Source organism: Paraclostridium sp. MRS3W1 (assembly GCF_032465715.1).
In the GTDB taxonomy this organism is placed as follows: domain Bacteria; phylum Bacillota; class Clostridia; order Peptostreptococcales; family Peptostreptococcaceae; genus Paraclostridium; species Paraclostridium dentum.
The window spans coordinates 15,079-28,724 of sequence record NZ_JAWDJM010000020.1 but is presented as its reverse complement, the minus strand read 5'-3'; the positions used below and the strand labels follow the sequence as shown (position 1 = coordinate 28,724).

Below are 13,646 nucleotides of genomic sequence, written 5' to 3'. Positions count from 1 at the left end.
ACACCTCATTTAATGTACTTTTTTTTATTATACCACTATTGTAATTTTTTAGTATAATTATATTAAAACTCTAAATAATTAGGAGGTACAAGTATGTCTGAAAATTATAAATTTTTTAGAAATGATAAATGTGAATACTTTCCCTGTCATAAAGTAAGCAATCCCGATAATTTCAATTGTCTATTTTGCTATTGTCCTTTATACGCTTTAAAAGATGAATGTGGTGGTAACTTTAAATACACAGATGATGGAATAAAGGATTGTTCTTCTTGTCTAGTTCCTCACAACAAAAAAAGTCATGATTACATAATGAGCAAAATAGGAGATATACTAAACTTAGGTAAAAAACAACCTAAGTAAATATATTTTTAAAGGAGTGGTAACTACCACTCCTTTTTACACTTAAGAAGTATTTTTTTATATACTTTCTATAAGATTTTTAGCGACATGAGCGACGCAAATTTTTTATTGTTTTTTTATAAATAAATAACATTAATATACTTATAGAAAATATAATCCCTAATATCAAAATTCCTTCATGAAGGAAAAATTCTGAAGGCAGCATATTTATTACGGGATCTATTGTCGGGTCAAATATCCAGTAATCATTATTGAAAAATAATTTATGAAACATCTCAAAACTTTTTTCAAAATTTATAATAATTGGGATAGCTATTAAAATAGGCAGTGTTATCAATGTCCATGCACTATATTTTAATACATCCAAGTTTTTGCATTTAAAACATATATATGCACCTATAACAACTAATATTAAAGTTATTTTATTTATTATAGCTAAGTTTTGAAATATATTTCGAACTTCTTCAAAGTGAATTTTACCTTGTGTCGATGACTCTAATGTCGGCAATTTAAAATTCATTTTTTCATTACTAGTATTATAGTCTATTAAGTAATCATAATTTAGCTTTATCTCTTCTTCATTCATATCACTTAATATAGGAATATTCAAATAGCTTATATCAAAATAATATATTTGTTTAAATTTAACAGTAAAGCTAACAACCGAAGTTATTATAAATAAACTTAATGCTAATGATATTAAAAAACTTAAAATTCTATTCATATTATTATCCTATATTATACTATTTTAGTTGTGAAATCCTCTATATTCCATACATCATCCACTATATCTTCATAGAATTCAGGCTCATGTGATACTAAAAGTACAGTTCCTTTAAATTCTCTTATAGCTTTTTTTAGTTCATCTTTGGCTTCTACATCTAAATGGTTTGTAGGCTCATCTAAAACTAAGAAGTTTATTTGTTTTAACATTAATTTACATAATCTTACTTTAGCAGCTTCTCCTCCACTTAAAACTCTCATTTGGCTTGTTATATGATCGTTTGTAAGTCCACACTTAGATAATGATTGTCTTACTTCAAAATTAGTAAGCCCTGGGTATTCTGCCCATATTTCATCCATTGGAGTATTACTATTTTCTCTTGAACTTTCTTGCTCAAAATATCCAACTTCTAGATAATCACCTAACTCAACTTTTCCATCAAAAGGCTTTATTATTCCTAAAAGAGTTTTTAAAAGAGTAGACTTTCCTATCCCATTCATACCTCTTAAAGCAATCTTTTGATTTCTCTCTAATGTAAAGTTAAGAGGTTTTGTTAGTGCTTCATCATATCCTAATACTAAATCTTCAGTTGTGAATACAAATCTACTAGAAGCTCTTGACTCCGTAAATTTGAATGTAGGCTTTATCTTCTCCTTTGGTCTTTCTAAAATTTCCATTTTATCAAGTTGTTTTTGTCTACTGTTTGCCATACCACGAGTTGCAACTCTAGCCTTATTTCTAGCAACAAAGTCTTCTAATCTCTTTCTTTCTTCTATTTGCTTGTCATAAGCTTGTTCTTCTTGTCTTTTCTTTATATCTCTAAGTCTTTCAAATTCATCATAATTTCCTTTGTATCTATTAAGTTCTCCGTTTTCCATATGGTAAATTACATTACATGTATCATTTATGAATGGTACATCATGTGATACTAAGATAAAACTATTTTCATATTCTTGTAGATATCTTGTTAACCAAGCTATATGTTCTACATCTAAATAGTTAGTAGGCTCGTCTAATATAAGTATTACAGGGTTTTCTAAAAGTAGCTTTGTCAGTAAAACCTTAGTTCTTTGACCTCCACTTAAATCCGTTACATCTTTATCCAGGCCTATTTCTCCAAGACCTAATCCATTAGCAATTTCTTGTATTTTTGCATCAATCATATAAAAACCACTATTTTCCAAAATAGTTTGAATTTCTGCAGTACCTTCCATTAACTTTGTCATTTCATCTTCGTCAGCTTCACCCATTTTATCATACATAGATATCATTTCTTGTTCTAAGTCAAACATAGGTTTAAAAGCATCTCTTAAAACTTCTCTTATTGATTTTCCTTTTGTTAATACTGTATGTTGGTCTAAGTATCCTACCGTTACCCTCGACGACCACTTTATATTTCCAGCATCTGGCATAAGTTTTTTTGTTATTATATTTAAAAATGTAGATTTTCCTTCTCCATTTGCTCCGATAAGAGCAATATGTTCGCCCTTTCTAAGTCTAAACGACACATTTTCAAGTATAGTTCTTCCACCAAATCCATGGCTAACATTTTCAACAACTAGCATCTAAACACCTCTTCTAATTTTATTATCTATAACATAATATCTTCTTTTTTTAATCTAATCAAGTAATACAAATATTTTCATGTATTTTACCATATATTTAGTAATGAATAAAGCCCTCTCTAACAAGAGGGCTTTATTCATTACTAAATATATCATCAAAAAACATTGTCAAAAATCCAGCGGTTGTTTTTTGTGCTAATGGTAAGCATTTAGTTGATAACATATAAAACTTATTTTTTAAATCATTTACATTTTCATACATTTTATCATAATTCATAGCTTGAGTCGCATTATAATTAATATATTCTTCTACACTACTTTTTTGAATCATTCCATCTTTTGCTCTTAATCTTGGTATAGACATATAATTATTTTTTATATACACTTCAAATTGTCTATGATTGTCTAAAAGCTTTCCTTTAGCGTGTTGAGGTATAGTTAAATCTTGAAGTACATGGCATGCCGCTCCAAAGTAAAATAAACTAAGTTCAAACTTGTCTAATGCAAAAAACTTTAAAGCTTTATTATAATACTTATTTATTAAAGTAAATGCATTCTCTTCGTATCCAAACTTTCCTCTTTTTACATATGGATTATAAAAGTGATGATAACTTTTAAAATCCTGATCTGCCCATATTAACCCTTTGTTTATTTGAGGCAAATATGCTTTAAAAAACTTATATTGTGTCATGTATCCTTCATTTTTCAATATTTCCAATGCATTTGCTTGTATAAAAATATGCACTTCACAATCTGTAGTTATTATACTTTTTTTTACTGGATTTACTACTTTAAAAGTTCCTGTTAGAGCTTTTCCATAAACATTTTCTATTCTTTTTCTCATCATAATCACCTGATAGTTGAATTTACAACCTAAATTTTATTTCGATATTAACAATATATTACTTTTTTTAATATTTGTTAACCTTTATATTTATTTTTAATTCCTATTTTCTGTATCTTTTAAGTATGTTTCTAATCCATCTGCTACACTTTGCATCATTTTTCTTTGATATTCAGGGTTAGACATCATTAGGTCTTCATTATAATTACTCATAAACCCCATTTCTATTAGCACTACAGGAACTTTAGACCAATTAAATCCAGTTAAATCATTTCTTTCAAATATTCCATTTACCTGTATGTTTTCTTTTTCTAATGCATCTTTTATTTTTAATGCACACTTATTACTATCTTCAAAAATTTTAGATGTATATTGTCCATCTTTTTGAGGAATCAAAATAGATGCACCAGTTTTTCCCGAATTATCTAAACTATCTGCATGAACTCGTATAACCATATCTGCATTTTTGTCGTTAGCTAATATAGCTCTTTCTGCATTACTTATATTTATATCATGGCGCTCTCTTGTCATTACAACATTATAACCTTTATTTTCTAAAATATGCTTCAAAACGATTGATGCCTCAAGGTTTAGCTTGTATTCAGGTTTTTTAGTTGCTATTCCAGTTGCTCCAGATGAAACTCTAGCTTTTTTAGAATTTGATCCAGGTGCTACTGGCTCTAAATTAGGATCTCCTTTTTCTTGATGTCCTGGGTCTATACATATTGTGTATTCACTATTATTTTTAACTCTTTTATTATCATCGTCTTTTTTAGTTTCTTTTTCAGTTATATTGTTTTTACTTATAAAATTAGTAGATTTATATAAATTTTTTGCTGGGTTTGATGTTCCTATAAATATAACGCCTATAGCTATTATAGCAACTATAAAAAGTCTATAATTTTTCATGTCTATCTCCTCTCTCTAGTAAAGTATATATATAATTTAAACAATAGGCTTTGTTTTTATGTAAGTTAATGATAATTACAATTAATTTATTTTATAGTTGTTTGTATTTAAATAGTCTCATATATATTTTATATACACAATTTTGGAGGTTAATATGTCTAAAGTAAATAGAAGCAACAATGATAAGTCTAGACTTTGCCGCTTTGGGTATGTAGATTATATAGTTTTAGCATCTAGTTTAGCTATAGCTGTTGCTGAAGAAGTAAATGCAACTGATTTAAATATACTCGCCAGTTTTTTTGCTACTTTCTCAGATGAGCTTGCTTTAATAGCTTCAGTTAAACAAGGTTGTTCTCCAGATTCAGACTCTGATTCCTCTCCTGATAATGATGAAACTACCTTTGTCCCTCCAATACCTGCTACAAGTGGTTCCAGATCTAAACCTAAAATAAAAAAAAGAAAAAAAATAAAAAAATATAAAAAAGTTTAAATCACCTAAAATACTTAATTTTAGGTGATTATTTTTATATTTTGAAAACAATGGTTTTATTGTGTCTGTTTTCTACGGATTAAAATTTTTATCCTGCACAATCTAATATTAAAGAAGCACCATTAATCATCACAGACTCTATCAGAAAGAAGGTGTTTTAATGAATCTAAAAAAGTGTTTTTTAACAACATTTTTAATATATTTTCTGTCAATAGGATTTATTTATTCAGAACCTACAACAAAAAATGATTCTAATTATTTAATACCTATTGGTAACATAACGCAAATAGATGCTGAATTACAATATCTTATGGTTAGAAATAATTTTACTGATTCTTCATTTAAAATAGGAGATTCATTAATATCAATAAATAATAATGAGATAAATAATTATTCAGATTTTTCTAGTTTGCTAAATGCATTATCAGAAAATGAAAATGTTAAAGTCAAAGTGTTAAGAAATAACGAAAAGTTAGATATTGATACTAGTAAAGAAATTTTAGAAAAAATAAATTTCAATAATATAGTATCTGGATTTGCTACTTTAACATATGTAAATCCACAAAACAATAATTTTGGAGCAGTTGCTCATCCTATAAGTGTCGGATTTAATAAAAATTTACCTATTAAAAATGGATATATATCTTCAACATCTAATTTAACAATAGATAAATCATACAAAGGAACTGTAGGATGTATAAATGGCGAAAAAAATGAATTCATAGGAGATTTTAAAGATAACTCTAATTTTGGAATAAAAGGAACTGTTCATAAATTAGATTTATCAAAATTTAAACAATACAAAGTTGCTCAATTAGGAGAAGTTAAAACTGGAAAAGCTTCAATTCTTTTACAAACTTCGAATGGCGAGCCTACAGAATATGAAATTAATATATTAAATATAAAGAAACAAAGAAGTCCTGAATCAAAAACTTTTAAAATAGAAATTGTAGATAAAGAACTATTACAGTTAACTGGAGGTATAGTTCAAGGTATGAGTGGTACTCCAATAATACAAGATGATAAGATTATAGGTGCAGTATCACATGCAATTGAAAATAATCCCTCTACTGGATATGGAGTATATATAGGTTGGATGTTAGAGGGAGAATAATCTCCCTCTTTTAATTTGATTTATTTATATTTTTAGGCATTACATTAACTATATCTTTCTCTGGAACATTTACATAACTTTGTGGAACATCTCCTACAATTACAGTTTCACATATAGGAATTTGAGTCTTAACTTCTTTAGTAGATGTTGTAAGTGGTACTACTACTTTTACTTGTGTTTTTGCTTTTAAATATATTCTATGCCTTGTTTGATTTATTCCTGAAGACTCAAAATCAGTTCCAAAGTCTACATATACATTTCCTATAGGTTCTATAGATACTTTTATTTTAGGACCATACTTTGCTAAAAGCGGACTTCCAAGAGCAGTTCCTATAGGTATATACGTGGACGTTGTTTTAATTTTTTTCATTTCTGATTGTATTTCTAGAGCAACTTGTGAAGCTATTTCATTCATAGCTATAGAATTAGCTTGCATCATCGTTATTTTGCCATTTTCTCCAGTCTTTACATTTATTAAATCTTCATACTTAACGCTATTATCTATGACACTTGCAACAGCTTTATTTATAGATTTATTAGCAAGTTCTTCCGCTTTTGTTTCTGCTATAACCGTAATAGTTGGTCTCAATTTGTTATCTATGTATATAAATGTTCCTATTAATGTAGATATTAAAAATATTATTATAAACATTATTATATTCTTTTTAATTTTTTGTTTTCTTCTTTGAACTAATATTTTTTTCATAAAAAGCCCCCCTTACTATATTATGTAAGGAGGGCTTATAATTACTTGTTAATTATTATTTTTGCAAATTTTCTTTTTCCTACTTGGATTATATCTCCAGTTTCTAAAGCTATTTTGTCATTTTCAACTTTTTCACCATTAAGCTTTATTCCACCTTGCTTTAATAATCTTCTAGCTTCACTTGTAGATGGAGAAAGTTTTAATCCTGTAACTATCTTTGGTATAAAGAATAAACCTTCTTCACACTCTTCTATAGAAACTTCCATTTCAGCTATATCATCTGGAATATTCTTTTTTTGGAATACAGATTTAAAATATTGCTCTGCTTCTAATGCTTTCTCTTCTCCATGGTATAGTTTTACAACTTCTTTAGCTAATTTCATTTTTAAGTCTCTTGGATTTACTTTATCTTGTTCTATATCAGACTTCATAGCTTCTATTGAGTCAGGATGTTCATCTGTAACTAACTCAAAATATCTTATTATTAATTCATCTGGAATAGACATTGTTTTTCCATACATATCATTAGGAGCTTCGCTTATACCAATATAATTACCTAATGATTTACTCATCTTCTTAACTCCATCAGTACCTTCTATTATAGGCATTAATAAAGCAATTTGAGGCTCTTGATCATACTCTTTTTGAAGAGTTCGTCCCATTAATATATTAAACTTTTGGTCCGTTCCTCCCATTTCTATATCAGCTTTTATTGCTACTGAATCATATCCTTGCATTAATGGGTAGAAAAATTCATGTATTGATATAGATTGATTAGAGGCAAATCTTTTCTTGAAATCATCTCTTTCTAACATTCTCGCAACAGTATACTTAGATGCTAAGTTAGCAACATCCATGAAATTCATAGTTTGTAACCACTCGCTATTGAATTTTACTATTGTTTTTTCTCTATCTAATATTTTAAATATTTGTTCTTGATATGTTCTTGCATTTTCTAAAACTTGTTCATGAGATAGTTGCTTTCTAACTGCTGACTTTCCAGTTGGATCTCCTATCATACCTGTTGCATCACCTATTATTATAACTACTTGATGTCCTAAATCTTGGAATGCTTTCATTTTTCTTAAAACAACAGTGTGTCCTAAGTGAATATCTGGCGCAGAAGGATCTAATCCTAATTTTATTGTTAATGGCTTATTTTCTTTGGCAGATTTCTCTAGCTTTTTAACAATATCTTCTTCAGAGATTATTTCAGCTGCACCTTTTTTAATTATCTTCAATTGCTCATTTATTTCAATCATATGTACACCTCACACATATTTTTTTTATACTTAGTTAAAAATAATTAATATTGTATCATAGTTAAATGTTAAATTCAAATAGCCAACTAACACCACGACTAATTAATTACATAATATTCATTTTTATCTATAAAATACAAAATTATTCGCATATATGATATAATATATTCTTATAGTAAGGAGGTTAATTTCATGGGAAATGATAACAATGACAAAAACAAAATACGTAGAAAAAAAGTTAGCTCCTCTAGTACTAAACCTACTGCCTCGTCGAGGAAATCAACTAAAAACAGTAGTCAAAAAACTAAAAGTATTTCTAAATCTTCAAAAAAGGATAAGTTTAAAATATTTAGAACTGTAGGTGTTACACTTTTAGTTATGTTGGTATTAGGAGTTGCAGTTTCAACTGCACTAGTATTTGTAGCCTTAAAAGACGTAGAGCCTGTTACAAAAGCTGCTCTTGATAAAAAAGTTAATACAGTTACAGAACTTTTATATAGTGATGGATCTTTAATGGGAAATCCTCCGACAGATAATAAAAAGATTCCTATATCTATAAAAGATATGCCAGCTCATCTTCAACATGCACTTGTATCTATAGAAGATGAAAGATTTTATGATCATAATGGTGTAGATTTTAAAGGGCTTGCTAAAGCCACTCTTATAAATATATTTACATCTTCTTCTCCTGGAGGAAGTACTATAGATATGCAGGTTTCTAAAAACTTACTTACTTCTAGTGAAGTGTCTGTAGTCCGTAAAATTAAAGATATTTACTATGCTTTAGAGATGGATAAGACTCTTAACAAGAATGAAGTTTTAGAACTTTATTTAAATAGTGCATACTTTGGAAGAGGTGCTATAGGTGTTGAAGCTGCTGCAAATGCATACTTTAATAAACATGCTAAAGATCTTTCAGTTGCGGAATCAGCTATGATTGTCGGTATAACTCAAAATCCTAATAAATATGCAGCTTATAACACTGCAAAATTAACAGGTAATGAAACTAAAGATGAGTTAAAAGGAAAATTAAAATTCTATTTAAAGAGTGATGGTTTTGATGAACCTACTAAAGTAGAATCAGATATGGTTAATAAACTTTATGACTGGGGTCTTATCCCTGATGATGATACTTTTAGAGAATTAAAAAAAGGTAATATGGTTTGCAGAAAAGTAGAGTTAAACCCTAATGCTAAGAAAAGACAAGAAACAGTTTTAATGAAAATGTTAGAACTTGGTTACTTAACTCAAGAAGAACATGACAAAGCTGTTGCAGAGCAAATAAATATACAATTACCTAAACCATCTAAAAAGCCAGCTTCGTCAGTTGAAGACCTTATAGAAACTGATGTTATAAATAGTCTTATAACTCAAGGATATACTGAAACTGAAGCTAATACATTGTACTTTAATGGTGGTCTAAAAATACGTACTACTATAGATAAAAATATGCAAAGCGATTTAGAAACTGAATTTAATAATAGAAATAACTTCCCAGGTACTGACTTTTTTGGTCCAGATAAAATTCCTCAACCTCAGGCTGCTATGGTAGTTTTAGATTATAGAACTGGTAAAATAAAAGCATTAATTGGTGGTAGAGAAATTAAAGCTAGAAAAGTTTTAAATAGAGCTACTGAACCACATCAACCTGGTTCTACTATAAAACCATTATCAGTTTATACTCCAGCCATTGATAACGGAATGAATCAAGCAGACACATTTAGTGATGCTCGTGGAGGATATAAATTTAAGGAAAATAGTAAATGGGACCCTAAAACTACGACATCTGGATCTGGTGATATGACAATGCGTAAAGCTTTAGCTTATTCATCAAATACAATAGCAATAAAAGTAGCTGAACAACTTGGTTCAACTTATAATGAAAGTGTTGAAGTTATGCTTGATTACCTAAAAAACTTCGGATTATCTGATTTAAAAGATGGTCCTGGTGGCAGAGATAGAACATTCCCTGCTCTTACTCTAGGTGGTATGACAAAAGGAGCTTCTCCACTTGATATGGCTGCTGCTTATGGAACTTTAGCTAACGGTGGAACTTATGTTGAACCTATAACATTTACAACAGTTGAATCTTCAGATGGTCAAGTGTTAATACAAAATACTCCAGAAGAACATAAAGTTGTAGACCCCGAAGTTGCATATGTTCTTACAGATATGCTTAAAGCTGTTATTACAGAAGGTATAGGTAAAACTGCTAAATTTAGTGATATGCCTGTAGCTGGTAAAACTGGTACAACTAATGATAACAAAGACGCTTGGTTTGTTGGATACACACCTTATTATGTAGGTGCAACTTATATAGGTGATGATTATAGAATTGATCCAACTACAAAAGAAACTATACCTCGTAGAGGTGTTGCCCACGGAAGTTCAACTTCTGCTAAATTATGGTCTAAAGTAATGGGTAAAGTGCATGACGGACTTGATCCAATTGATTTTAAAAAGGCTAGTAATATAGAATTTTATAATATAAACTTATTGAATGGTAGTATAGTTCCTAAAGGAGCTTATAACTCTGGTATGGCTGCTTTCATAAAAGGACACATACCTACTACTCATTCTTCTTATACTCCGCCACCAGAGACTACAGCGCCTCCTGCAGAAGAAGAAAATAAACCTGAAACGGAAACTCCTTCTCCAGAAAATCCAACTCCAGAAAACCCTAATCCTGGAGATAATGGAAATAATGGCAACAATACTGGTGGTAACGAAAATAATAATCCAGGTACTGGAACTAACCCAGGAACTGGCGGTGGAAATACAGGTGGCGGCACTGGCCCTAATCCAGATACAGGTGCCGGTGGAGGAACAACAGGTGGTGGTAATGAAGTAACTCCTACTCCACCTCAAGGTAATAATCAAACTTCACCTACTCAAACCACTCAGAAACCTAATACAGCAGCAAAACCAGCTGCATAAAAAAAGAACTATATGAGTTAATTCTCATATAGTTCTTTTTATTTTATGGCTTAGCCTTTGGGGTAAATACAACTGCCATTATATATCCAAAAAATATAGCTGCTGTTATTCCTCCTGCAGTTGCAGTTATACCACCTGTAAAAATACCCATAAATCCATCTTGTTCTATTGCTTTAACAACTCCATTATATAAAGAATATCCAAACCCTATTATAGGAACAGTTGCTCCAGAACCTCCAAACTCTACAATAGGCTGATATACACCTAAAAAGCTTAATATTACTCCACTTGTTACATAAGTAACCATTACATATGGTGTTTGTAATTTAAAGTAGTCCATTAATATCTGAGCAATTAAACATATAGTTCCGCCTACTAAAAATACTTTAAGATACTCTATAAGCACTTCTTACACCTCCTATTCATTTTCTATAACTACAGCATGAGCTACACTAGGTATGCTCTCTTTTTGCAATGTACTTGTAGGTGATAATAATGCCCCTGTTGAAACTAACATAACCTTATTAAATTTTTTAGATTTTAACATTTTATAAATATATCCATTGAAAACAGATGCTGAACATCCACATCCACTTCCACCACAATGAACATCTTGATCATCTAAATTAAAAATTTCTACTCCACAATCAGTATAAACTTTAGATATATCTAATCCTTTTTCTTTTAATAAGTCTATAGTTATTTGCATACCTAGTTTACCTAAATCACCTGTTGCAATCATGTCAAAACTATTTGGATCATCTTTTGTATCTACAAAGTAAGAGTATATCGTGTCTATAGCAGCTGGAGCCATAGCTGCACCCATGTTGTTTGCATCACTTATACCTTTATCAATTACCTTTCCTATTGTTATATACTTAACCTTTGGTCCTTCTCCATTACTAGATATCAAAGAGCAACCAGATCCTGTAACTGTCCATTGTGCCGTCATAGGTTTTTGATTTCCTAATTCTAGTGGAAATCTAAATTGTCTTTCTGCCGTACAGTAATGACTTGATGTCGCTGCAACTACTAAATCAGCAAATCCTCCATCAACTAACATAGACCCTAATGATAAAGACAGCGCCATTGTAGAACATGCTCCATAAACTCCTAAAAATGGTATGTTTACTTCCCTAGCTGCAAATGATGTTGATAAAAGCTGATTTAGTAAATCCCCAGCAATCATATAATCTATATCATCTACAGACTTATTTCCATTTTTTATAGCGTTTTCTATAACTGTTTGAACCATCTTGCTTTCTGCAAATTCCCAACTTTTTTCTCCAAATAAATCATCGTCTAGCTTCATATCAAAATATTCTTTAAGAGGCCCATTCGCTTCTTTAGGCCCCACTATTGATGATGTAGATATTATAGTTGGTCCATTCTCTAATTTAATAGTCCTTTTTCCTATCCTATTTCTAGCCACCTATATATCTCCTTTCTATATGACAAATTTTATTATGTAGTATATTAACCCACATAACACAGATGAACCTATCCCATAAACTAAAACAGGCCCTGCAATCTTAAATAAATTTGCTCCAACACCCATTACATAGCCTTCTCTTTTGTACTCCATAGCGGGTGATACTATAGAATTTGCAAATCCAGTTATTGGAATAATAGATCCAGCACCTGCCCTTTTTCCAATTAAGTCATAAACTCCTAATCCTGTTAAAAATGCACCTACAAAAATTAAAGTCATAGATGTTGCTCCAGCTGCTTTCAATTTATCTAGTCCAAAATTCATATAAACATCATTTATAGCCTGTCCAATTACACAAATTATTCCACCTACGATAAATGCTAATATATAATTTTTTGCATATGTAGGTTTAGGACTTATTTTATCAACATATTCTTTGTAATTTTTATCCATATTCTTACCTCCTATTTAATCAAGCTATATATTGTTATTATTTAACAAAACAAAAAAAATAAACCCTTAATTTAAGGGTTTATTTTTATCCTATATAAGTCTTTAGTTTTGATAATACTTTTTTCTCTATTCTAGAAACTTGCACTTGAGATATATTTAAAAGTTCTCCTATTTCACTTTGAGTCTTATCTTCAAAGTACCTAAGCATTATAATCTGTCTTTCTCTTTTATCTAATTTTCCCAATACCTCTTTTAATAAAAGATTATCTATAACTTTATCTTCTTCATCTTCACCTTTTAGACTTATTTTATCAATTAGACATATAGGTGCTCCTTCTTCTTCATGTATTACTCCATGTAAATATTCCACAGAGAAATTTGATTCTAATGCCATAACTAATTCTTCTTTATCTACTCCTACAACTTTTGCTAGTTCCTCTATAGTCGGTTCTCTTCCTAATTTTTTAGTCAGAACTTCAGTCTGCGTTTTAGCTTTTATTGCTACTTGTTTTAAAGATCTTGAGACTTTTATCATTCCATCATCTCTTAAATATCTTTTTATTTCTCCTAAAATCATAGGTACTGCATATGTAGAGAATTTAACATTAAATTTAGGATCAAATTTATAAATTGATTTTATAAGTCCTATTGACCCTAATTGAAATAAATCATCTCTTTCATACCCTATATTTAAAAATTTAGATACAACACTTCTAACTAACCCTAAATTACTCTCTATAAGTATTTCTTTTGCTTCTTCATCCCCATTTTGTACAAGTTGTATTAATCTTAAAGTCTCCTCATGACTAAGCAATCCCTTTCTTTCTTCTTTATTGGCAGTTATCCCCAT

At 29.7% G+C, this 13,646-nt stretch carries 14 protein-coding genes; 4 read left to right on the top strand and 10 right to left on the bottom strand.

Going from position 1 to position 13,646, the window contains the following annotated elements:
- The first annotated feature begins 93 nt into the window (after positions 1 to 93).
- Positions 94 to 360 carry a cysteine-rich small domain-containing protein gene (locus RWY47_RS01505; protein WP_021428445.1) on the top strand — a complete coding sequence of 89 codons (267 nt, stop codon included), beginning with the start codon at positions 94 to 96 and terminating at the stop codon, positions 358 to 360.
- Positions 361 to 439: 79 nt separating this feature from the next.
- Here RWY47_RS01505 and RWY47_RS01500 read toward each other — a convergent pair whose 3' ends face one another.
- The 4 genes from RWY47_RS01500 to RWY47_RS01485 all read right to left on the bottom strand — a co-directional run bounded on the left by RWY47_RS01500 (position 440) and on the right by RWY47_RS01485 (position 4,402).
- Entirely contained in the window at positions 440 to 1,084 is a 645-nt protein-coding gene (locus RWY47_RS01500) for a TIGR01906 family membrane protein (RefSeq protein ID WP_224170651.1), read from the bottom strand.
- Between the two features lie 14 nt (positions 1,085 to 1,098).
- Positions 1,099 to 2,649 (bottom strand): ribosomal protection-like ABC-F family protein, encoded by a 1,551-nt coding sequence (gene abc-f / locus RWY47_RS01495; RefSeq protein ID WP_021428418.1) that lies wholly within the window; start codon positions 2,647 to 2,649, stop codon positions 1,099 to 1,101.
- 133 nt (positions 2,650 to 2,782) lie between these two features.
- The gene (locus tag RWY47_RS01490) at positions 2,783 to 3,493 is read right to left on the bottom strand and encodes a zinc dependent phospholipase C family protein (protein WP_167402748.1); all 711 of its coding nucleotides are present in this window, start codon (positions 3,491 to 3,493) and stop codon (positions 2,783 to 2,785) included.
- Positions 3,494 to 3,589: 96 nt separating this feature from the next.
- Positions 3,590 to 4,402: an N-acetylmuramoyl-L-alanine amidase gene (locus RWY47_RS01485; protein WP_150841942.1), complete on the bottom strand. Its 813-nt coding sequence runs from the start codon at positions 4,400 to 4,402 to the stop codon at positions 3,590 to 3,592.
- A gap of 154 nt (positions 4,403 to 4,556) precedes the next feature.
- Between RWY47_RS01485 and RWY47_RS01480 the strand changes: the two genes are divergently transcribed.
- Together RWY47_RS01480 and RWY47_RS01475 are read left to right on the top strand one after the other, a co-directional pair.
- On the top strand, positions 4,557 to 4,892 hold the full coding sequence (locus tag RWY47_RS01480; RefSeq protein WP_150841941.1) for a hypothetical protein: 336 nt from the start codon (positions 4,557 to 4,559) through the stop codon (positions 4,890 to 4,892).
- Positions 4,893 to 5,052: 160 nt separating this feature from the next.
- A complete protein-coding gene (locus RWY47_RS01475; protein WP_021428385.1) occupies positions 5,053 to 6,006 on the top strand; it encodes a SpoIVB peptidase S55 domain-containing protein in 954 nt (317 codons plus the stop codon).
- Between the two features lie 10 nt (positions 6,007 to 6,016).
- On the opposite strand, the gene yunB is transcribed toward RWY47_RS01475, so the two are convergent.
- Entirely contained in the window at positions 6,017 to 6,712 is a 696-nt protein-coding gene (gene yunB, locus RWY47_RS01470) for a sporulation protein YunB (RefSeq protein ID WP_150841940.1), read from the bottom strand.
- A 41-nt stretch (positions 6,713 to 6,753) separates the two neighbouring features.
- Positions 6,754 to 7,974 (bottom strand): tyrosine--tRNA ligase, encoded by a 1,221-nt coding sequence (gene tyrS / locus RWY47_RS01465; RefSeq protein WP_021428413.1) that lies wholly within the window; start codon positions 7,972 to 7,974, stop codon positions 6,754 to 6,756.
- 192 nt (positions 7,975 to 8,166) lie between these two features.
- Here tyrS and RWY47_RS01460 point away from each other — a divergent pair, with 192 nt between their 5' ends.
- The gene (locus tag RWY47_RS01460) at positions 8,167 to 10,911 is read left to right on the top strand and encodes a transglycosylase domain-containing protein (RefSeq protein ID WP_224170650.1); all 2,745 of its coding nucleotides are present in this window, start codon (positions 8,167 to 8,169) and stop codon (positions 10,909 to 10,911) included.
- 43 nt (positions 10,912 to 10,954) lie between these two features.
- Here RWY47_RS01460 and spoVAE read toward each other — a convergent pair whose 3' ends face one another.
- The 4 genes from spoVAE to sigF form a co-directional block, all read right to left on the bottom strand.
- The gene (gene spoVAE, locus RWY47_RS01455; RefSeq protein WP_035117046.1) at positions 10,955 to 11,311 is read right to left on the bottom strand and encodes a stage V sporulation protein AE; all 357 of its coding nucleotides are present in this window, start codon (positions 11,309 to 11,311) and stop codon (positions 10,955 to 10,957) included.
- 18 nt (positions 11,312 to 11,329) lie between these two features.
- Entirely contained in the window at positions 11,330 to 12,343 is a 1,014-nt protein-coding gene (gene spoVAD, locus RWY47_RS01450; protein ID WP_021431761.1) for a stage V sporulation protein AD, read from the bottom strand.
- Between the two features lie 15 nt (positions 12,344 to 12,358).
- Positions 12,359 to 12,796, bottom strand: a complete 438-nt coding sequence (gene spoVAC, locus RWY47_RS01445) for a stage V sporulation protein AC (protein WP_025162288.1) — start codon at positions 12,794 to 12,796, stop codon at positions 12,359 to 12,361.
- A gap of 85 nt (positions 12,797 to 12,881) precedes the next feature.
- Positions 12,882 to 13,646 (bottom strand): RNA polymerase sporulation sigma factor SigF, encoded by a 765-nt coding sequence (gene sigF, locus RWY47_RS01440; RefSeq protein WP_021428420.1) that lies wholly within the window; start codon positions 13,644 to 13,646, stop codon positions 12,882 to 12,884.